Annotated in this window: 12 protein-coding genes; 10 read left to right on the forward strand and 2 right to left on the reverse strand. The window is 37.6% G+C overall.

Features of this window, described 5'->3' with window-relative positions; all coding sequences use genetic code 11:
• Positions 1-40: 40 nt before the first annotated feature.
• Complete coding sequence (locus DMA14_RS17060; protein ID WP_111425785.1) at positions 41-1,729, reverse strand: sodium/sugar symporter; 1,689 nt, start codon at positions 1,727-1,729, stop codon at positions 41-43.
• Between the two features lie 47 nt (positions 1,730-1,776).
• The gene (locus DMA14_RS17065) at positions 1,777-4,389 is read right to left on the reverse strand and encodes a beta-glucosidase (protein WP_111425786.1); all 2,613 of its coding nucleotides are present in this window, start codon (positions 4,387-4,389) and stop codon (positions 1,777-1,779) included.
• 330 nt (positions 4,390-4,719) lie between these two features.
• On the opposite strand from DMA14_RS17065, the gene DMA14_RS17070 reads away from it, so the two are divergent.
• The 10 genes from DMA14_RS17070 (at position 4,720) to DMA14_RS17115 (ending at position 23,960) form a co-directional block, all read left to right on the forward strand.
• Positions 4,720-9,048 carry a hybrid sensor histidine kinase/response regulator transcription factor gene (locus DMA14_RS17070; protein WP_111425787.1) on the forward strand — a complete coding sequence of 1,443 codons (4,329 nt, stop codon included), beginning with the start codon at positions 4,720-4,722 and terminating at the stop codon, positions 9,046-9,048.
• A gap of 407 nt (positions 9,049-9,455) precedes the next feature.
• Complete coding sequence (locus DMA14_RS17075) at positions 9,456-10,211, forward strand: hypothetical protein (RefSeq protein WP_157957726.1); 756 nt, start codon at positions 9,456-9,458, stop codon at positions 10,209-10,211.
• Positions 10,212-10,373: 162 nt separating this feature from the next.
• Entirely contained in the window at positions 10,374-13,595 is a 3,222-nt protein-coding gene (locus DMA14_RS17080) for a SusC/RagA family TonB-linked outer membrane protein (RefSeq protein WP_203418319.1), read from the forward strand.
• A 25-nt stretch (positions 13,596-13,620) separates the two neighbouring features.
• Positions 13,621-15,513, forward strand: a complete 1,893-nt coding sequence (locus tag DMA14_RS17085; protein ID WP_111425789.1) for a RagB/SusD family nutrient uptake outer membrane protein — start codon at positions 13,621-13,623, stop codon at positions 15,511-15,513.
• 12 nt (positions 15,514-15,525) lie between these two features.
• Positions 15,526-17,175, forward strand: a complete 1,650-nt coding sequence (locus DMA14_RS17090) for a DUF5123 domain-containing protein (RefSeq protein WP_111425790.1) — start codon at positions 15,526-15,528, stop codon at positions 17,173-17,175.
• Positions 17,176-17,341: 166 nt separating this feature from the next.
• On the forward strand, positions 17,342-18,985 hold the full coding sequence (locus DMA14_RS17095; RefSeq protein WP_111425791.1) for a glycoside hydrolase family 43 protein: 1,644 nt from the start codon (positions 17,342-17,344) through the stop codon (positions 18,983-18,985).
• Entirely contained in the window at positions 18,936-20,213 is a 1,278-nt protein-coding gene (locus tag DMA14_RS17100; RefSeq protein ID WP_111425792.1) for a glycoside hydrolase family 88/105 protein, read from the forward strand. Before DMA14_RS17095 ends, DMA14_RS17100 begins: the two co-directional genes overlap by 50 nt.
• A gap of 22 nt (positions 20,214-20,235) precedes the next feature.
• Positions 20,236-21,927, forward strand: a complete 1,692-nt coding sequence (locus DMA14_RS17105) for a glycoside hydrolase family 28 protein (protein ID WP_111425793.1) — start codon at positions 20,236-20,238, stop codon at positions 21,925-21,927.
• A gap of 12 nt (positions 21,928-21,939) precedes the next feature.
• Positions 21,940-22,914 (forward strand): pectinesterase family protein, encoded by a 975-nt coding sequence (locus DMA14_RS17110; RefSeq protein ID WP_203418321.1) that lies wholly within the window; start codon positions 21,940-21,942, stop codon positions 22,912-22,914.
• Between the two features lie 50 nt (positions 22,915-22,964).
• The gene (locus tag DMA14_RS17115; protein WP_238989996.1) at positions 22,965-23,960 is read left to right on the forward strand and encodes an alpha/beta hydrolase; all 996 of its coding nucleotides are present in this window, start codon (positions 22,965-22,967) and stop codon (positions 23,958-23,960) included.

Here is a 23,960-nt window from a genome sequence, read left to right on the forward strand (position 1 = left end):
CAACAACTGTAAAAATAGAGAGAATAGAACTGATAATTTATTACCAGAACTTAATATAAAGTGCAGCAATAATCAATAATGTAATAACGATTAAGACTGTTGTCTGCGGTTTTACTTTAAACATTTCAGAATCAATTTCAAATGCTTTAGGGTTTACTTTCGGACCAGCGAAACTTATTAGAATCATGGCAATCATTGTAAATAAAAATGATAATCCCATACAGATGTGGAACGGAATTTCGAAAGCTCCTTTTCCGTTATTGTAAGCTGTGTATAAAAGTGTGTCGTTTCCAAATAAAGCTGGAGCGTATTCGTTGAATAAAACAGATAATAAGAATCCTAAAATTACCCCAACGATTGCTGCTGTTCCAGTAGTTCTTTTCCAGAACATACCTAAAAAGAACATTGCAAAAACTCCAGGGCTAATGAATCCAGTGTATTTTTGGATGTATGTAAATCCACCAACTCCTCCAATTCCTAAAACGTCATTCCATGTAAATAAAACGGCTAAAAGCATGGCAACAAAAACGGCAAGACGACCGATGTTTACCTGCTGTTTTTCGCCAGCCTCTTTCTGGATGTATTTTTTATGAACGTCTAATGTATAGATTGTAGAAATACTGTTTACTTTTCCAGCCAAAGATGCTACGATTGCAGCAGTTAAAGCGGCAACAGAAAGACCTTTTAATCCGGTTGGAAGGAATGTTAATATAGCAGAATACGCCTCATCTTTTACTCCTCCCTCCAATTGAGGCAAGTGTCCGTTAGTGTATAAAACGTAAGCAGCAATACCAGGAAGCATTACGATAAGCGGCATTAATAATTTTAACATACCAGCAAATAAAATACCTGTACGAGCTGTTTGTAAGTCCGCACCAAGCGCTCTTTGCGTAATGTATTGGTTACATCCCCAGTAGTTTAAGTTGATGATCCAGATACCAGCGGCATAAGATAACAATCCAGGGAAAGTTAAATATTTATCAATTTCTAACTGAGAAGACGTCGCGGTTGGTTTTGGAATAATCATTTTGAAATGTTCTGGAGCCTGCTGCATTAAAACTTTGAAACCTGCAATTGCGTTTTGGCCAACACCAAAAGTTTCTGCAACTGTTGTTAAGGCAATATAAGAAGTTACCAAACCTCCAATAATTAATACAGCCACCTGAATAACGTCTGTATAAGCTACAACCTTCATTCCGCCAAGAGAAATAAACAAGGCAAAAATAGCCAATCCAAGCATGATCACGTGAAGATACTCTCCACCAGCAAGTTTGTTAATGGCTACAGCTCCTAAATAAAGAATAGAAGTTAAGTTCACAAAAACGTATAAAAACAGCCAGAAAACTGCCATGATAAGTGCAGTAGACTCATTGTAACGTGTTTTTAAGAATTGTGGCATGGTGTAAATCTTGTTTTTAAGATATACGGGAATAAACCATACAGCAACAATAATAAGGGCAACGGCAGCAAGCCATTCGTAAGCGGCAACAGCAATTCCTAAAAAGAAACCTTCCCCGCTCATTCCGATGAACTGCTCGGCCGAGATATTAGACGCAATAAGAGAAGCTCCAATTGCCCACCAGGTTAAATTTCCTTCAGCCAAAAAGTAAGCTTTAGCATCATGTTCGTCCTGTTTACGTTTGCGGTAAACCGTGTAACCGTAGACAGAGACTACGATAAAGTAAATAATAAAAACCGCATAGTCTGCGCAAGCGAGGTTTTGGTCCATTGTAAATAATAAGAATGGTTAATAGTTCGTTTTATAGTTTGTAAAATCTATTTTTCAAGAGTTATGGTTTTTCCGATGAAATTTATTCTTCCGCTTTGAATGTCACTAGATCCGTCCGGCTGTTTTCCTCCGACGAAAATAGTAAACCAGCCAGGTTCTACAACTCTCTGTTTTTTCTTATTGATCATAGAAAGCTGTCTTGGAGCAATGGTAAAAGTAACGGTCTTTGTTTCTCCTTTTTTAAGATGGATTCGCTCAAAACCTTCTAATTGGCATATTGGACGAGGAGTAGTGGCTTTTTCGTCTTTAATGTACAATTCAGCCACTTCATCTCCATCGCGTTCCCCTGTATTGGTTATGTCAACAGAGACTTTAAAATCTGCATCAGAATTGAAATCTTTGGGAAGCTGTAAATTGGAGTATTTAAAAGTCGTATAGCTTAAACCAAATCCGAAAGGATATAAAGGCGTTTTATGGAAATATCTATACGTTCTGCCTTCCATGTCATAATTTTCAAATTTAGGAAGCTGATCTACAGATTTGTAATATGTTACCGGAAGTCTTCCAGCTGGATTGTAATCTCCAAAAAGAACATCTGCAATCGCATTGCCGCCTTGCTGCCCTGGATATCCTGCCGTTAAAATAGCAGGCAGATTATCATTGGCCCAATTTGCAGAAAGCGCGCTTCCATTAATTAAAACTAAAATAACTGGTTTCCCGGTAGCTTTAACGGCTTTCATAAGCTCCTCCTGATTGGCTGGAAGATCCAAACTTGTTCGGTCTCCGCCATTAAAACCATCCGCTTCCACTTTCATTTCTTCGCCTTCAAGACGCTCATTCAACCCTAAGACAAGAACCACGGCATCTGCCTGTTCTGCGGTCTGGACTGCTTTTTGCAATAAGCCTTCTTCAGGTTCTGCCCATAACAGCTGTGCAATGGCGTCTCCATAGAAGTTCTGGTATTTAACTTCTATTTTATATTTTTTGCCTGCCGCTAAATCTATTTTCTGCGGACGAAAACGCGGATGATGGTTGTTTTTTCCTCCAGTAGTTTTTCCCCCTTCAATTTCAACAGTCATAAAAGGTTTCGACCATTCTGAAATAGTATAAGTTCCCGTTTTAGGAACCGTTAGATAGCCAGTCCATTTCACGCTGTAGCTGCCCATTTTCAAACGGGGATCCGGCGTGTTGATGTCCCAATGAAAATCAACATTGTCATCTATACGGGTGAAAAGAGGTTTTCCGTTCCATTCGCGGTTGTCGTAGTATTCTCCAGTTAAGCCCTGCGTTCCGTTTTCATTCTGGAAAAATATTGACGGTATGATTTTCATTTCAGGAACCCCTTTTGCCAAATCGGTTCCTTTAGCATATAAAACTTTTGCATTTGGCTCCAGTTTATTCTGAATTCCTTTTAAAACAGTAATCGGATTGCTTGGAACTCCGCTGTAATTCCCCCATAAGGACTGAATGTCATCAGCATTCGGTCCAATAACGGCAATCGTTTTGATTTCTTTAGAAAGCGGCAGTGCGTTATTTTGGTTTTTCAAAAGAACAATGCTTTTTTGCGAAGCCGTTCTGGCCAGAAAATCGTTCGCTGCATTATTATTGGTTGAAAACGGAATCTGTGCAAAAGGGACAATCTCATCCGGATCAAACATTCCTAACTTAAAACGAGCTGTAAATAAACGTTTTACAGCAATATCAATGTCTGCTTCAGCAATTAATTTGCGGTCAACAGCTTCTTTTAAAGACTTGAAGCTGCTTCCGCATTCCAAATCTAAACCATTTTTTACTGCCAGTGCCGAAGCGCTTGCAGCATCATTTGTTATTTTATGGTATTTCCAAATATCCGTGACAGCGCCGCAGTCTGATACGATATAACCATTAAATCCCCAGACATTTCTCAAAATATTGAAAAGAAAAGGGCTCGCACTGGCCGACTCCCCTCTAAAACGGTTGTACGCGCCCATTACAGAATAAACATGTCCCTCTTTTACCAAAGTTCTAAAGGCTGGAAGATAGGTTTCATAAAGATCAATATCGCTTGTATTCGCATCAAAAAAATGGCGGGACGGTTCGGGACCGGAATGCACGGCATAGTGTTTGGCCGTTGCAACCACTTTCAAATATTTTTCGTTATTGCCTTGAAGTCCGTTTACATAATTAAGGCCTAACTGGCTTGTCAGAAACGGATCTTCCCCATAAGTTTCATGTCCGCGCCCCCAGCGTGGATCGCGAAAGATGTTCACATTAGGCGACCAAAAAGTCAATCCCTGATACATTCCGTGCTGTCCTCTTCGCAGATATTCATGATGTTTGGCACGAGCCTCATCAGAAATTGCGCTTGCAACATCCAATATCAGCTGGCGGTCCCAAGAGGAAGCAATTGAAATGGATTGGGGAAAGACAGTCGCATATCCTGCGCGAGCAACACCATGCAGCGATTCGTTCCACCAGTTGTATTCCGGAATCCCTAAACGGTCAATTGCGGGAGCAGAATCCATTAATTGGTTTATTTTTTCATCTAATGACATTCTCGATACCAAGTCATTGACACGCTGTTCGGTTGGCAGATTTGGATTTTTGTACGGAAAATTTTCTTGCGCAAAGGTGGTTAAAGCAAAAAAATGTAACGCAATCACTATGGATTTTCTTTTCATAGGTTTTGGATAGTGTTAGATTTATTATTTTTTGATTCGCTGTTTCTAAAACAGGAATGCGAATGAGCAAACATCAATAGTAAAGCAAAAAGCTATTTTGTTTTCTGCTGGCTTGCAAAATTAGATTTTTATACCTCTCAAGTTGGGATAAATTGCTAATTTGAGTATGCTATAAAGCTTTACATTAATATTTTATGATTTTTGCTCAAAATGAAGAAGGGAGACAAATTGCTATTTTTATGGTGTCATTTTGCTGCAATAGTCACTTCTCCTAGGTTAGGAAAAGAATTTTGATATTTTTGTGATCCACTTAATTTTATAAAGTTTTAAATGAAAAGAAATCTACTCGCATTCTTTTTTTGCTGGATAGGCGTTTTGTGCGGTGCACAGCCTTCCGGTACGCTGACTCATTTTGCAAACGATTTAAAATTAAGGCAATCCCGCATTCTTGATATTCAGCAGGACAAAAAGGGATTTATCTGGCTCTCTACTTTTAACGGATTGATACGTTATGACGGAAGCACATTTCAGAAATTTAGAGTAAAACAAAACAGTTCGCTGAATTTGATTTCAAATCGTGTTTTTAAATTTAAGTTTGACAATAGCGACCGAATTTGGATCCAGTCTGAGAAAAATGATATTTATTATTTTGATACTCGAGAGCTGAGTTTTCATTATCCAATAGAAGAAGGAACTTTAAAGGATGCTAGTATTGCCTTTGTAGATTTCAAAGTAATGCCTTCAGGAAGAGTTTGGCTTTTTCCCGAAGAAAAAAATTACGCGATTGCTTTTGAAAAAAATAAAAAAGTTAGAAAAATTGCCTTTGATCCGGCAAAGCGCTGTGGAAAAATCAGTGATATTTATGAGGATAAACAGGGAGCTACCTGGTTTTTTACCGAAGCAGGCACGTGCAGATTAGACAAGTCTGGTAAAGATCCCCAATATTTCTTTTTTAATGGAAAACCTTGCGTGTATAATTCATTTTTAGAAACTAAAGAAGATATCATTTTTGGAGGAAACAATGGAGAACTGGCACGTTATAATAAAAAAGCAAGCACATTTTTTGACTTTCTGCTTGATATTAAAGAAGATATCATTTATTCCGAACTTGTTGCCAATGCAAAAATGCTTATCATAACGGCAGGACAGGTTTTTTATTTTTATGATCTGAAAACAGGAAAGTTAGATGCATATAATGGCAAAAGTTTAGCGGGATTTCCAAACAAAAAAATCAATTATTTGGGCTCAACACGTTCCAGACAATTTTGGTTTGAAGCTCAGGGCGAAGGGGTGTTTCAGTTTGATCTTCTGAGCAGGAAAATTAAACGCATGCCTGTTGATTATAGCGATTCAGCAACAGCTGGCGGACAAAGGAAGAGTTTTATGATTACTTCTCCAAATGGAACGGTGTGGATACAATCTGGAAACGCTCCATTTTCTTATTGGGACGAAAAAAACAATAAACTTTCTTCTGTAATCAGATGCATTAACGAATCAAAAGAGTCGGTTTCAGATTTAATGCACACGGCAATGTTTGACAGATTAGGAAATCTGTGGTTTTGCTCTTTTAAGCAAGGATTGGATTTGGTAACCTTCAGCAATAGCAGTTTCTCAACTCTAAATCTCAATTCCTCAAATGACCATCATAAACACAATGTGCGAAGTTTGATGAAAGATAATAGTGGAAATCTTTGGGTGGCGAGCCGTAAAGAGAAAATTGCTTTGTTTGACAGCCAGAAAAAGAAAATCGGTTTTTTGGCTTCTGACGGAACATTGTCTTCTTCAGGGCCGGGTTGGGGAGCCGATATTTACAGTATGCTTCAGGATAACAAAGGCAGAATTTGGGTAGGAACTAGAGGAAACGGATTATTTTGCCTATCTCCAACTGATCAGTCTTTTAAATATAAAGTTGTTCATTATAAATACAATGAAAATGACAGTTACGGTTTAAACTCAGATGATATTTTTAAAATCTTTCAAGCTTCAAACGGACAGATTTATATTGCGACTTGGGGCGGCGGGGTCAATATTATTCGTGAATCAAGCGGCAAAATTCAATTTATTAATTTTAAAAATGAATTAAGAAACTATCCAATAAAAACAGCAGATAAAGTCCGTTCGATTGTAGAAAACAAAGACCATAAGATATTTTTTATTTCATCCTATAAATTGTTTTCTTTTTCGGAAGATGCTAAATCGACAAACAAAATAAAATTTAATGAATATTCTCAAGTTTCAGGAAATGATATTTTGGATATTCTAATCACCCATGACAATCAGATGGCATTGGCAACCAACGGCATGGGATTGATAATGGCAGATTTGGATAAAAAAGGACAATTGAACGTTAAATCTATTTGGAATGAAATGGTTTCCTTTCCAGTTGAAGGAGTTGTAGCCATTCAGGAAGATAAAGCGGGTAAAATCTGGCTAATGAGCGACAATCAGATTGTTCGTTTTGATCCTAAAAATAACAGCGCCGAAACGTTTCCAGAATTAAAATCAATTATCGGAACCGAGATATTTTCTGAAGCGACAAAATGCGAACTTTTAAATGGAGAAATAGCTGTAGGATATTCTAATGGCGTAATTTATTTCAAACCAGAAAATATAAAGCCTTTCCATTTTAAACCTTATTTGGCGATTTCTGGGTTTTTGGTGAATAATAAAGAATTGCACGAAATAAATCCTGAAACTCCAAAAAATCCCGATTTGCTGCAGGAAGTTGCCCTGGAGCACAATCAGAATTTCTTCAGAGTGCAAATTTCGGCTTTGGATTATTTAAAAAGCGAAAATATTGTGTACCGCTACAAATTGGAAGGCATTGATAAGCAATGGAATTACATTAAAGGAGGACAGTCTATTAACTATACCAATTTGGGCAGAGGGAGCTATACGCTTTTGGTTTCTTCCACAAACGGACATAATTTATGGATGAACAACGAAAGGCGGATTAAGATCACGATTAGGCCTTCGATATGGGGAACTAATTTTGCTTATTTCTGCTATTTGATATTAGCTGGAGGTTTATTTTTCTTAACAAGAAGAGCCATTATTACTATTTTGAAACTTCGAAATGATGTGAAGCTGGAAAAACAGATGAGCGAATTGAAACTGAAATTCTTCACCGATATTTCGCATGAAATCCGCACGCCGCTTACTATGATTGCTGCTCCTTTGGAAGTGATGCTTGCAGATGATGATTTGAAGGATGCTGCAAAAGGACAGCTTCGCATTATTGAAAAAAGCAGCAATAAATTATTGAACCTGGTCAATCAGATTTTGGATTTGAGAAGAGTTCAAGATAAAAAACTGGCTATTCGCGAAATCAATCTGGGAGAATTCGTATCTCAAATGTGTGAGGATTTTAGTGAGATGAGTGCGCAGAGCCATATAAATTTGAAAGTTGATATTCATTCTTCAGAACCTAAAATTTGGGCAGATCCAGACAGTTTGGATAAAATTTTAGTCAACTTGCTTTCTAATGCTTTTAAATATTGCAGCAAAGGAGATTCTATAGAGGTAAAAGTCGAAGAGTCAGAAAAGCATGTCTTTTTAACCGTAAGCGATAATGGGCCAGGAATTAGCCCTACACTTCAAAAAAGGCTATTTGTGCGTTTTTCAAATTACAATGAAAATCTTTCCAATCCGAGTACAGGCCTTGGGCTTTCTATTATTAAAGACATTGCCGATAAACATGGAGCGGAAGTTTTAATTGACAGTGCCCAAGGAAAAGGAAGCAGTTTTCAAATTGCATTTTTAAAAGGTTATCAGCACTTCAAAGACGATGTTGATATTTTATTGGAAGAAACGGAAGAGCATTTTTCTGATGAAATAAATCAAGATTTCGAAACTGAGCAGGAAACGATAATTATAAAAGAATCTGCTAGAGAGCATCCGATTGGACTTGTTGTGGAAGATGATCCAGAACTGCTTGCTTTTATTGTTTCTATTTTAGAAAGCGATTACACGATTTATACCGCCGAAAATGGTGATGAAGGTTGCATAAAAGCTGAAGAAATTTTGCCAGATTTTGTTATCAGCGATATTATGATGCCAGAAAAAGACGGAATCGAGATGCTGAAGTCAATTCGAGATAATTTGTCAACCAGCCATATTCCGGTTATTTTGCTTAGCGCGAAATCATCTATTGAAAGCAAATTGGAAGGTTTGGAATACGGAGCAGATGATTATGTGACCAAGCCGTTTAATGTCAGTTTGCTAAGAGCAAGAGTAAAGAATGTTCTAGATCAGCGTGCCCGTTTGCAGCAATTGTTTTCCAGTGGAAGCACAATTGAAATTTCTAAAGAAAAACCGCTTCAAATATCCAATAAGGATCAGAAATTTATGTTTCAGGTTATTGAATTTGTAAAAGAAAATATGTCAAATTCTGATTTTTCTGTTGACGAATTGGGGAAATTAATGTGCATGTCGCGCGCTAGTTTTTTCAATAAGCTCAAAAGCATTACAGGAGCTTCTCCCGTTGTTTTCATTCGTGATATGCGATTAAATGAGGCAGCAAGACTTTTGAAAGAAGATGATTTATTGATAAAGGAAATCTGTTTTGAAGTAGGTTTTAATGATCTAAAATACTTCGGAAAATGTTTCAGGGCAAAATACGATCATACTCCTGCAGAATACCGCCGGCAATTTAATTGACCAGTATTTAAATAAAAACTATTTATATGGAAGCCTCATTATTTTAATGGGGCTTCTTTTTTTAGAATAAAATAATTGAAAATAAATCTATAAATAAGCTATTGCGATATTTCTTTTTATTGGTGCTGTTTTTTTTGCATTGTATAAAAAAAAGTAAGAAAATTTATTGAATAACTGTTTCTGAGTGCTTAAATAGCGATTTGTACCATTTCGAAAAGCAAAAATTACCCCATAATCAGGTATGCGATTTCTAGTTTTGCTTCATAATCTTGATTGATTTTTAACTAACTAACCTTAAAACCAAAATTATGAACCAAACTAAATTTAACATTCAACTGCCTATTTTGGACTGTAGTCCTAAAATAAATCAAAAAGAAAACTTTCATCATTTTTAATTTTTTAGAGATATGAAAATGATCAAAAATCTTATTCTTGGAGCTGGAACATTTTTTCTTCTTAATTCTTGCTCTAGCGACGGCCTTAAATATGAAAGCCATACAGTTAAAAAACTGGATTTTCAATTAAACGGCGAACCTTGGAATTTAAATGTAGGCATTTCAACCAGACCTCTTTTTGCCTATAGGGAAAATGGAGAATATTTTGCAAACTACAGTTCGCTTTATCCTTTTTCTCTAGACGATGGAGAATACAAATTGGTAGCAACAGACTATCCCGAGCAGATGGTTCCGTCTCCAACGAACCTTAACCAACTCATTGTTCCACAGCCTGCATTGGCAAACCAGCCGGTAAATTTATCAGATGCGATGCCTTACGCTTCGCCATTTGAAGAACCTTTGACGCTGAATATTGTTACGCGGACGGGAATTCTTCGTTTGAAAACTTTAGACATTGTGGCCGATAAAAGCTATACCACAATTAAAACTACAGTTTTGGTAAAGAGAAGCGGCTACAAAGTAGCTGATGGAACTTACATTAAAGAAGACATGTTTGTAACCAGAAGCAAAGCAACGGCAAGCGGCGGGATAAACTACACAGATGATTTTGTTTTATTTCAAACAGGAGAGGAGGCTAACAACGTTCGCGTTAAAATAGAATGCCTTAATCAGAATATGGAAGTTGTAAAAACAAAAGAATTGCAGGGAACTTTTCCTATTGAAGGCAATAAAGTTACGAGTGTCGACTTCCTTATAAACGAACCTTGATACACTTCTTATCAAAACAAACTAAAACCAATTACTATTAGCCGCCATTGAATTTAGTGAAATAATAATATGATAGCCAAAGAAAGTTAGCGTCTGGACTTTGCTGTATTCTATTATAAAATTCAAAGAAAGGCTTTTAACCAAATAAAAAATATTCTAATTATGACTATAAAAAAATATATCTGTAGCATTTTAGCCGTGCTGTTTTTGGCAGGAGGCGCTTATGCTCAGAAGCGTGTAACCGTGAGCGGTTCGGTTAGAGACAACATGGGAGGCATTCCTGGCGCAACAATTATGGTAAAGAATGAAAAAAACAATGGGGTTACCGATTTTGATGGGAAATTCAGCATTACAGTAGCAGATCCAGAAACAGCGGTTTTGATTGTCAAATTTGTTGGTATGAATGATGAAATTGTGCCGCTAAAAGGGCGTACATCTGGAATTACAGTAACAATGAAAGAATCGAATAGCGAATTAAATGAAGTTGTTGTAATTGGCTACGGAACGCAAAAACGTAAAAACTTAACTGGAGCGGTTGCCAGTATAAAAGGTACCGAATTGGCAAAAGTGCCAACATCAAACGTAGCTGAAGCTTTGACAGGAAGACTTCCTGGAGTGCAGGTTACAACGGTTGACGGCTCGCCAGGAGCAGATGTTAAAATTAGAATTCGTGGAGGCGGATCAATTACTGAAGACAATTCGCCATTAATCCTAGTTGACGGTTTTGAAGTTGCCAACTTAAATGATATTCCGCCAACAGATATCGAATCGGTGGAAGTTTTAAAAGATGCAGCCTCTACAGCCGTATATGGTGCAAGAGGAGCAAATGGAGTAATCATCGTAACGACTAAAGTTCCAAAAGCCGGAAAGGTTTCGGTTAACATTCATAATTATACTCAAATTAAAACGCTTGCCAATCATTTGGATGTTATGGATCCTTATGAATTTGTGATGATGCAGTACGAGTTCGCGCGCAAGGGGACTTCTAACCCAACTGCATTTTATAATATGTACGGCAGACCAAGCGAATATTACATTTATAAAGGGAATAAAGGTACAGATTGGCAAAATGAAATTTTTGGAAGCAATCCAATCGCAAGATACACGGATATCAACGTAAATGGGGGAAGCGAAAAAACGAAATTCAAATTTACGTTTGTAAATCAGGATCAGCCTGGGGTTTTGGTTGGAACCGGTATGCGTCAGAATTATGTTTATCTGATTTTAAATTCAAAATTAACAGACAATCTTACCTTCGAATATCAGACCCGTTTAACCAATCAAACCATCGACGGTTCCGGAACAGATGGAGTGAGCTTGCTTAGAGCTTTGCGTGAGGCGCCGACAGGAGGTTTGGAAGATTATATGACTTTGCCTGAAGATAATACTTATTTTGATCCGGACGATTATGAAATTAAACCTCGTTTTAATCCATTCGAAGAAGCAGAGAAAAACTACCGTAAACGCACTACGAGAATATTTAACACTACCGGAGCTTTAACGTGGACAATCAAAAAAGGCTTGACACTTCGCTCTTCATTCGGTTACGAATATAAATATCAGGAAGACGGCCGTTTCTGGGGAACAGATACTAAAACGGCATTAGAGAATAACAATATGCCTCTAACATATTGGTCTATGGCCCAATCGCCACGCTGGCAGCTGAACAACGTATTAAACTACGGATTTAAGTTAAAAGAACGCCACGATTTCCAATTGATGGTTGGACAGGAAATAAAAGATCAGGAAAGTTCAATTAAGTTTTTCCGCACCCGTTATTTTCCTGAAGACATAACTGGAGAAAAAGCTTTAGACAACCTAGCTTTGGGAACTCCTTTTGATAATGGTTCAAATGCAGAATCTCCAAATAGAATTTCGTCATTTTTTGGAAGAGCGAATTACGGTTATGACGATCGTTATCTTTTTACGTTTACCGTTCGTACTGACGGTTCTACAAAATTCGGTCCAGACAACAGATGGGGAGTTTTCCCAGCGGGCGCTTTTGCTTGGAGGGTCTCAAATGAAAGTTTCCTAAAAAATAGCCAGACGGTTTCAAACCTAAAACTTCGTTTGAGTTATGGAGCTTCAGGCAATGATAGAATTAAAGGCGATTTATATGCAAAGTATTACGGAGTTTCCAGAGACCGTTCTGTAGGATGGGGAGAAGAAAACCATTACTACTATAATTTTTACAACGACAAGTATCTGAACAATCCAAACGTAAAATGGGAGACAACCTATACGGCAAACGTAGGTCTTGATTTTGGTTTTTTCAAAGAAAGGCTTACAGGAACTTTAGATTTCTATCACAATAAGGTAAAAGATTTATTAGTGCCATCTGATATTGCTTCGGTTTCCGGTTTTACAAAAATGATGACCAATGTCGGGCAGACTTCTAATAAAGGTGTCGAATTTGCAATCAACGGAAGCGTAATTAAGAAAAAAGATTTTCAAGTTGATTTGACTTTTAATATTGGCTACAACAAAAATAAAATTGACAAACTGGCGAGCGGGGAACAAGAATGGATTTTAAGTTCGGGCTGGGCAGGAACACAATTATTAAATGATGATGATTACCGTGCTTACGTAGGCGGAACAAAAGGGTTGATTTATGGTTTCGTAAACGATGGCTTCTATACAATGGATGACTTTGAATCTTTTGATGCAGTAACTAAAACTTGGAAATTAAAAGAGGGTGTTGCCAATTCAAAAAATCTTTCGGGAGATCCGGTTCCAGGAAATGCCAAGTTTAAAAAACTGGCTCCTGTTGATCCTTCAGACCCAAACAGCTATGTAATTGGAGATAAAGACAGAAAGGTTATCGGAGATACAAATCCTGATTTTTCTGGAGGTTTTGGAGTAAATGCCATTTGGAAAAATTTCGATTTGACGGCATTTTTCAATTTCATGTCAGGATTTGATGTCTACAACGCCAATAAGATTATGACGACTTCTTTCTTCCAGAACAACCAGAACAATTTCAGTATGGATGTAGGACTGGACAATCGCTGGAGAAATTATGACGACATGGGTAATGATCTTCGCTATTCGCCAGAACAGCTGGCAAAACAAAACGAAAACGCTACCATGTGGAATCCGGTATCTCTTGGACGCCCTATTGCCATGTCTTATGCAGTCGAAGATGGTTCGTTCTTGAGATTAAACACTTTGAGCATTGGTTATACTATTCCAAAACAAAACAGTTCAAAAGTGGGATTCAGCAGAATTAGGCTATATGCGACAGGAAGCAACTTATTTGTTTGGACGAACTATTCAGGATACGATCCAGATATCAATCTTGAAACAGGATTAACACCAAATATTGATTACAATGCTTATCCAAGAACGCGCAATTACGCTTTTGGAGTGCAGCTGTCATTTTAATTAAACAATATTAAATCTCACAAAGATGAATAAAAAGATAATATTTAGTTTTCTGCTAGTTGCGCTGTTTTTTACAGCCTGCGACGAATATCTGGATGTACAGCCAGGATCTGGCTTTACCCAAGCAGAAGTTTTCAAATCAGAGAAAGACATTCAGTCTGCTGTTGCGGGTGTTTATACGCTTATGCTGACTGATGATGCTTACGCTAACCGCCTTGCTTTTGTTTTTAACATGAATACAGATGTAGAAATGTCTGGCGTGTCGACCAATACAGTAAACGGAAACGGTTCTGATATTGCGTGTTACGATCCAAAGCCATATTGGACTACTTTAAATGGCACTTGGAGCGCCATGTACAAAATCATCAATACTGCCAATGATGTAATTGAAGGAATTGAAAGTTCTGATTTGTATAAAGCAGATCCAAAAAATGCTCCTTCCACTATTATGCAGATGTATGGAGAAGTGAAAACAATTCGTGCAATGGTGTATTTGGATATGATCCGCATTTGGGGAGACGTTGTCTTCCGCACTAAATCTTCAACTGGAGATGAGAATTTTGCGGTAGGTACAACAGACCGAAATGTGATTCTTGAATTTTTAATTGACGATTTAAAGTCAGTTGAGCCTTATATGAAAAATGCAAACGAATTGGATTATGGAGTGGAACGCGCTTCTAGAAGTTTCAATCAAGGTTTAATTGGATTATTGGCTCTTACAAGAGGAGGATGGACGCTTCGCCCGGACGAAAACAATCCGGCAAGTATTGGGCATATGGAAAGAGGAAAAAATTACGAGCAGTATTATGATATTGCAATCCAATATCTGGAAAAAGTAATTTTAGGGAGACAGCATGATTTAAAATTAAGCTTTAGAGATTTCTGGATTAAACAGAACAATTGGGAAACACCAGTAAATGACGATGTTATTTTCTCAATTCCAATGCTGAAAAACTCTACAGGCGAGTACGGCTATTTTGCTGGAATTCCGATTATTGAAGGGAACCATCCTTACGGAAGCGCTTCAGGAACCCTTAGCTTGTGCGGAGAATATCTTTATTCGTTCGATAATAAAGATTTAAGAAGAGATGTTACTTGTGCGCCGCTTTCTTACGATCAAAATTTAAATCAGGTAATTCGTTTGGATTTGGCACGTTTGGCTGTTGGAAAATGGTCTAAATTATGGATGAATGATCCGTTGGGAAGCACAAGCCAGAAAGGTACGGGAATCAACTATTCTTGGATGCGTTTTGCAGATGTACTGCTAATGTACGCTGAAGCGGTGAATGAACGTTTTGGCCCTCGCGAAGATGCACGTGAATGTTTGAGACGTGTGAGAAGAAGAGCTTTTGCTCAAGCAGATTGGGGAACTAAAGTAGATAATTATGTAATGTCTAAATCATCGCCCGATTTGTTCTTTAAAGCTATTATGGACGAGCGCAAATGGGAATTTGGCGGAGAAAGCAAACGTAAATTCGATTTGGCGCGCTGGAATAAATTCAGCGAAGTGATTTACAATCAATACTACAGACTATACAATTGGGGACGCGTAGCCAATGGAGCTTATGTTCCTGGCATCGACCAGGTTCCAGGAAGCATTTATTATAAAAACATTCCGGATCCTGTTAACTCTGGCAGAACAATCTTAGATATCAAAGGAATTGATGAAATTCTGCAAGCTCGCCCTGCAGGTTATACAGAACTTCCGTTTGCTGTAAGCTGGTATTCATTAAACAACGAAACGGCAAGTTATGAACCAAGAAACGATATCAAATGGAGTTTTAGAGGATTCATCAATTACAACAACGCTTCATCAGTATCTCCAACAGATCCATTACGTTATTTATGTCCCTATCCTTCTAAGGTAATTACAGATCATAGAGGAGCTATTCAAAATTATTATGGATTTAATTTTTAAATCAAGTAAAGCATGAAAAACTTTAGAAAAATACTTTATATACTGTCTCTAATTGGTTTAATTGCCTGCGGAGAAATGCTGATATCTTGTGAAAACGATGAGTTTAAATATCCGCAAGAACAAGATCTGTTTCAGCCAAAATTTGTACTTGTAGCCCCTTTAGTAAAAGGCAATTCAATAGCCATTGTATGGTATAAAGTTAACGATGCGGCATCTTATACCGTAGAGCTGCATTTAGACAATTATTATAAAAGTTTATACAAATCGTATACAACGACAGACACCCAACTTTTAATGGATGACATTCCGTATAAAACGCAGTTTTACATTAGAGTAAGATCTAATCATGCTATAGACGGGCATAATTCGCAATGGTCCTATACCAATGCTTTAACAGAAGAGCGTCCGCCGTTTGATCCAATTTTGCATACAGTAGAAAAGGTTAATATTACAGAAACTGAAGTTACAGTAAACTGGGATATTTCTCCTCAGAATCCAGTAGACAGCATTTCTGTTTCGCCTGCACAATCTGCTGAAATTCCTGCAATTGGCCGTAAGCTAACTTCTGCGGAAATTGCCAAAGGAGAAGCAACAGTAGCTGGCTTAGAAAAAAACACATTGTACAATGTAAATATTTTCGACAACAACAAACCAAGACGTTATGATAAGCCTTATAATCAGGTTTCTTTCCGTTCGGCAGGTCCATCAACATCCACTATTATTGTAACAAAAGGAATGGATTTGGATGCTTTATTGAGAACAAACAATGACGATCCGACCATCCCAGAAGGAACAGAATATTTCCTTGAAGCCGGTTCACTGTTTAAAATTACGCCTTTTACCATTTCAAAAGGATTCAAACTTACAGGAGGAACGGAAGGAGAACGCCCTCAGATCGAAATGAACGGAAACTGGAATATTGCAGAGGGTTCTTATTTGTCGGAATTGGCTTTTGAAAACATTCGTTTTTATCAGACTATTGACGCAAGTTATTTCTTTAATAGCGGAACAGCTTGGAAATTAGATAAAATTACTTTCTACAATTGTGTTTTCAATTATTTTAAACGTGGATTCTGGAGACATCAAGGAAACGGAAAATACAAAGAAATTGGTGAATTTGACATGAGCTACTGTACGTTTGATCAGGTGGGAGGACACTCAGGACCATACGGAACATTTGTATTCGGTTCTGCCGGAGCTGATAATGTGAAGAAAGCCAAATTCTCAAACTGCACTTTCATGAGAGATTACTATCAGACAGCAGACAAGAACCGAAACTTTAAAAACCTGTTTGATTATGGCACATCGGCTTATCCGATCCAATTAGAATACCAAAATATTACGATTTACGATTATGCGTATAACAGGGCATTAATAAATATTCCGAATGCCGTCGGATCTACTTTAATCTTTAAGAATGTATTATTGGCATCTTCTTGCGGTAAAGTAATTCAGGCAATTGCAGCCAATACGCCTGCAACTTACGGAAACAATTATACAACGACAGATTATCTGCTAGGTGCCGCAGCAATTCAGGGAACCGATCTGGGCATAAGCGCGCAAAATTTATTTGTTGATCCTGCAAATGGCAATTTGATGATTAAAGATCCAAATTCTCCAATTGTAACCAATAAAGTAGGAGACACAAGATGGTTGCCTTAAGTTTTGTTAATTAAGTGGTTTCAGTACTTTCATGAAGTATCCTTGTGGTTGAGGATACTTCATTGTACTGTCTTCCTTAGATTAATAGAAGAAAATTAGACTTTAAAACATCAAGACTTTTTTGTGATGTTTTAATGAAGCGAATTATATAATAAAAATCAATACAATGAAATTCAAACAATTGCTATTCGCCTTAGGATTATTTTGGTATTTGGGAGCAAATGCACAAGGCTGGAACGCCGACTTAGGAAATGGAAAATACAAAAATCCAATCTTGCATGTAGATTATTCTGATCCCGATGTTTGTGCTGGAGAAGATGGTTATTACATGACAGCCTCGAGTTTTAACAGTGTTCCGGGACTTCCTATACTTCATTCTAAAGACCTTGTAAATTGGGAATTGATTGGATATGCATTGCAAAATCTATTTCCGATAGAACATTATCAAACCGTTCGTCATGGCGATGGCGTTTGGGCCCCATCTATCCGTTACCACAATGGCGAGTATTTTATTTACTGGGGAGATCCAGATTTTGGAATATTTATGGTAAAAACCAAAAATCCTGCCGGTGTTTGGGACGAGCCAATTTTAGTAAAAGAAGCAAAAGGAATTATAGATACCTGCCCATTTTGGGATGAAGAAGGAAAAGCGTATTTATCTTATGCTTTTGCAGGAAGCCGCGCCAATGTGAAAACAGTTTTAATGCTGTCTGAAATGGCATCAGACGGAACTAAACTAATAGGAAATCCAGCTTTGGTTTTTGACGGGCATAACGGACACACCACAGTTGAAGGTTCAAAAATGTACAAACGTGAAGGATACTATTGGATTATGGCTCCTGCAGGTGGCGTAAAGCCAGGATGGCAATTGGCAATGCGTTCCAAAAATGTTTGGGGGCCTTATGAATATAAAGTGGTTCTTCATCAAGGAGATTCACCAGTTAACGGGCCTCATCAAGGCGGTTATGTTGAAACTCCAAACCGAGACGGATGGTTTTTGCATTTTCAAGACCGTTGGGCTTACGGGCGCGTGGTTCATTTGCAGCCTGTGACTTGGAAAGACGGTTGGCCTATTATGGGGAAAGATTCCAATAAGGATGGAATTGGAGAGCCTGTTATGGAATGGACAAAACCAAACGTAGGGAAGAATTATGCGGCAACGCCATTAGTTTCTTCAGATGAATTTAATAGCCATCAATTGGGACTGCAATGGCAATGGCAAGCCAATCAGAATCCTGCCGAGCATTGGGGATGGTCTTCAGCAAATCTTGGTTTTATGCGTCTAAACTGCATTGCGAAAAAAGAAGGAGTAAAAACCATGTGGATGATGCCGAATCTTTTATTGCAAAAATTTCCCGGTGCCAATTTTATGGCAACAGCAAAATTAACTTTCGAGAATAATCCAGATGCAGGAGTAAGCGGTTCAGGCTTGATTGTATTTGGCGAAGATTACGCTTACATCGCAATTGAACAGGATAAAGCAGGTAATTTAAATTTGGTGCAGCGCACTATGAAAAGCGCCAGAACTTCTAAAGAATTGGAGAAAGAAATGGCATCGATTCCTGTCAATAAAAAAGAAGTGAGTCTGCGTGCCAAAGTAGAAATGATTCAGAACAAAGAACCTTTTGATGCTAAAGTCACTTTTTATTACAGCATTGATGGAAAGAATTTTAAAAAACTGGGAGAATCATTCAAGCCAAGCGCGGGAAGATGGGTTGGGGCTAAAATCGGACTTTTTGCAACAGGATCGAAAACTATAAATGACAGCAGTTACGCCGATTACGATTGGTTTAGAGTTGAAGAAAATTAGAAATAGCATGAAGCATAAAATGAAATATTGTTTTCTTGCTTTGTTCGTTGGAATCATTTCTTTCGGGCAATCAAGATCGGCAAATGAAAAAGAATTATCTCCAGTGGAATGGGCAGTTAAAATGGCCGATTCAGATCAGAAACGTGTTCCAAATCCAGTATTTCTGGATGGAGTCAAATATCCCAAATGGAATTATACAAATGGCTTGGTGGCTCTTGCCAATCAGAAATTATATGATTATACCAAAAATCAGAAATATTTGGATTACGGACTTTCTTATGCCGAACAATTAATTGACAAAGATGGAAACATATTAGGAGGCTATGAACTTGATAAATACAGCTTGGATCTGATAAATTCCGGAAAAATACTTTTTGAAATTTATAAAAAGACAAATGATTCGCGCTATAAAAAAGCGATGGATTTATTGCGCAAACAATTAGAAGGACATCCACGGAATTCTGATGGAGGCTATTGGCATAAAAAGAGCTATCCGTGGCAAATGTGGCTGGATGGCGTTTATATGGCAGATCCTTTTTCAGCGCAATACGGAGCAGTTTTCAGTGATCCAAAAGCGATTGATGATGCTATCCTTCAAGCAGAATTAATTCAGAAACACACTTTTGATGCTAAAACAGGTTTGAATTTACATGGTTATGATGAAAAACGCGAGCAATTCTGGGCAAACAAAACAACCGGAACTTCTACGCATGTATGGGGGCGAGCACAAGGCTGGTATTGTATGGCTTTGGTTGATATTTTAGACTTTGTTCCAGAAAATCATCCTAAAAGAAAAGATTTAATAAAAATTGTTCAACTGGTTTTTGATGCTGTTCTAAAAGCGCAAGATTCTAAAACAGAAGTCTGGTGGCAAGTAATGGATCAGCCGGGAAGAAAGGGGAACTATCTGGAATCGACTTGTTCTGCAATGTTTGTGTATTCTTTTGCTAAAGCTTGCAACAAAGGGTATGTAGACCAAAAATTTCTGAAATCGGCAAAAAAAGGTTTTAACGGAATTCAAAAAGAATTTATAAAAGATAATGAAGACGGAACTATTTCAATTTCGAAATGCTGTGCCGTTGCGGGATTAGGAGGCAAAAATCCTGAAGATAGAAACGGTTCATTTGAATACTATATTTCTGAACCTATTAGAGATGACGATGCAAAAGCAGTTGGCTCTTATATTCTGGCTGGGATCGAATTGCAAAAATCTTTAGACAAAAAATAATATATCAAAATTACAATGGGTTATGATAAAAATTAAAAGCACACTTTTTATAACAGCATTTCTTTTTATGGCTTTTTCATGTATTGGACAAAAGAAAGCAACTGTGAATGCATTGGATAAAAAAGATAAATCAAGTTTAAAAATCCCTTTTAAAATGCCAGAGGTGCAAGTTCCAGAGTTTAAAAGAGACACTTTAAATATTCTCGATTTTGGAGCAATGCCAAACACAGAACAGCTTTGCACAAATGCCATTAATTCGGCAATTGAAAAATGTTCTAAATCGGGGGGAGGGGTTGTGGTAATTCCTGCCGGATTATGGACAACGGGACCAATAAAACTGAAAAGCAATGTAAATCTGCATACGCAAAATGGCGCTTTTGTTTCTTTTACAGGCGATTTAAAGCAGTACAAACTAATAGAATCCTATTTTGAAGGCAATAAAGTCATTCGCTGTGAATCGCCAATTATGGGAGTTGGCCTAGAAAACATTGCCATTACCGGTCAGGGAATTTTTGACGGAAATGGCGCTGTATGGAGACCTGTCAAAATCGGAAAAATGACTGCTGGGCAATGGGACGAATTGGTAAAATCTGGCGGTGTTCTGTCTAAAGACGGAAAAATCTGGTATCCTTCTAAAGGAGCTTATGAAGGGAATGAGGAAAGAAATAAGTTGCCTAAAAAAGAAACCGTAGAAAACATGGAGCCTTACAAAGAAGCGCTTCGTCCGGTTATGGTAAGTTTGGTTAATTGCAAAAAACTGCTTTTAGACGGTGTCACTTTTCAAAATTCTCCTGCTTGGAATGTGAATCCGTTAATATGTGAGCATCTTACTCTACGAAACTTAACAATTCGCAATCCTTGGTATTCTCAAAATGGAGATGGTTTAGATTTAGAATCCTGCCGAATCGGAACGGTAACCAATTGTCGTTTTGATGTTGGCGATGATGCGATCTGCATTAAATCTGGAAAAGATAAAGAAGGAAGAGACCGTGCAAAACCAACTGAATTTTTTGTGATTACAGATTGTGTGGTTTATCACGCACATGGAGGTTTTACAATTGGAAGCGAAATGTCTGGAGGCGTTAAGAATATATTTGCCAAGAACCTAACATTTAATGGAACAGACTGCGGACTTCGTTTTAAATCTGTCCGCGGACGTGGCGGTGTAGTGGAGAATATTTGGATGGAGGACATTCGCATGAATAATATTCCGACAGACGCCATCAATTTTAATTTGTATTATTTCGGAAAATCTTTATCAGAAGATAAAACAACAGGCGAAATAACAGTCGCAAAAGAAGCTATTTCTGATGGTACGCCTGCCTTTAAAAATATGTATTTCAAAAACATTTATGTAAATGGTGCTGCTCAGGCTTTGAAAATTATGGGAATCCCAGAAATGCCAGTTACTAACATCGAATTTGATAACATGATTATCCGTTCAGATATTGGAGTTCAGTTGAACTATACAAGCAAAATCACTTTTAAAAATCTTGATTTAAGATTAGACAAACCTGGAATCGCGGTAAGTTTTTCAAACAGCCAGAATGTGAGTTTGGATGGTTTGAAATCTACGGGAGAAAATCAGATGTTTTGGGTTGGAGGGGTAGAAACAAAAGATATTTCATTAAAAACCAACGGTAAAAAAATGGTTATGGATAAAGATTTAAAAGTGCTGGAATCGATTAAAGGCGAAGTAAAAGTGGTGGACTAAAACAGAAAAAAAATGATACTATTCAAATTTATGGCAGTTTCCATTTTCTTTATGAATCTTTCGTTTGCAAATGATTCTCTAAAAGAAACCAAGCCTTACGATATTGTTGTGGATGCAGATGGAAAAGGAGATTTTAAAACTGTTCAAGAGGCATTTAATTCGGTGCCATTATTAAAAACATCAGAAACTAAAATTTTTGTAAAGAATGGAATCTACAAAGAAAAACTAGAATTGGCCTTAAATAGAAATAACATTACGCTGATTGGGGAAAGCAGAGAAAATGTAATCCTGACTTATGATGACTATGCATCCAAATCGAATGGTGCAGGAGCAACAGTGGGAACTTCCGGATCTGCCAGTTTTATTGTTGCAGGCAATGGTTTTAAAGCGCAGAATATTACTTTCGAGAATTCGTCTGGCCCAGTTGGGCAGGCAGTGGCAGTTAGAATTGACGGAGACCGGATCATTTTCGAGAATTGCAGATTTTTAGGATTTCAAGACACTTTATATCCTAGAGAAAGTGGCAGCAGGCAGTATTACAAAAACTGTTATATCGAAGGAACAACTGATTTCATTTTTGGAGGTTCGACCGTGATTTTTGACCAATGTGAAATCTTCTCTAAAAAAGGAGGCTCTTATATTACCGCTGCCAATACGCCTGAATCTAGCCCGTACGGATTTATATTCCTAAACTGCAAACTGACTTCAAATTCAGGAGATAACTCTTATTTCCTTGGAAGACCGTGGAGAAATTATGCTAAAACTGTTTTTATAAGATGTGAAATGGATTCACACATTAAACCATTAGGTTGGCATAATTGGGGAAAACCAGAAGCTGAAAAAACGGCTTTTTATGCCGAATATCAATCTACAGGAGCAGGAGCAAATGCTGCATCAAGAGCCAGTTGGTCTCATCAGCTTTCAGCAGTACAATTTAAAAAGGAATATTCGATGAAAGCCATTTTAAAAGATTGGAAACCAAATTGAAGTTTTAAAAAGCATCTTTCAGAAGTTATAATCGATTAAATAAATAAAGAATGAAGTTTCAAAACAGAAAATTAAAAGCAGCATTTATTTGGGTCTGGATCTTATTTCTTCAAAAGATGAACGCGCAATATTTGGAAGGATTGACTCAGGTTAAAGACACTTCTTTCAATAATAGGAGCGCATTCAAAAAAACATTGAAATACTTTCCTAATATTTCTCTCGTTTCCGAAATGCATTTTGACGCTCTTGTGCAGAAAAACGACATTGTATATTGCATTTACGGAAAACGGAAAATGAAACTGGATGTTTTTTTTGATAAAAATAAAAAAGATAAACAGACAGCCATTATACTTATTCATGGCGGAGGATGGAGATCTGGAAGCCGAGAGCAGCATCATCAGATGGCGCAGAAATTGGCAAGCCTAGGCTATGTCTGTTTTACGCCCGAGTACAGACTTTCTACAGAAGCGCTTTTTCCGGCAGCAGTTTACGATATTAAAGCTTCGATTCGCTGGGTAAGAGAAAATGCCGATAAGTATAATGTTAATCCAAATCAAATTGTTTCCCTTGGATTTTCTGCCGGTGGAGAACTGGCAGCTTTTGTGGGAGTAACAGGCAATATGCCTCTGTTTGAGGGAGAAGTGACAAAATCAAGCTCAAAATCTCAAGTCAACGCCATAATTGATATTGACGGAACACTATCTTTTACCCATCCTGAAAGCAGCGAAGGTAATGATGCTAAAAACATTTCGGCAGGGACTTATTGGTTCGGCTATTCTAGAAAAGACAATCCGAAATTATGGGAAGCCGCTTCTCCGCTGTCTTATGTAAACGCTTCAACTCCGCCCACTTTATTTATTAATAGTTCCATTCCTAGAATGCATGCTGGAAGAGATGATTTCAGAAAAGTTTTGACAGAAAACGGAATCTATTCGGAGGTTCACGAATTTGAAAACTCACCGCATGCCTTTTGTCTTTTCAATCTTTGGTTTGACCCGACAATTCAATATATAGATCAATTTTTAACTAATGTTTTTAAAAAATAA

Source organism: Flavobacterium sharifuzzamanii, from assembly GCF_003254585.1.
Lineage (GTDB): Bacteria > Bacteroidota > Bacteroidia > Flavobacteriales > Flavobacteriaceae > Flavobacterium > Flavobacterium sharifuzzamanii.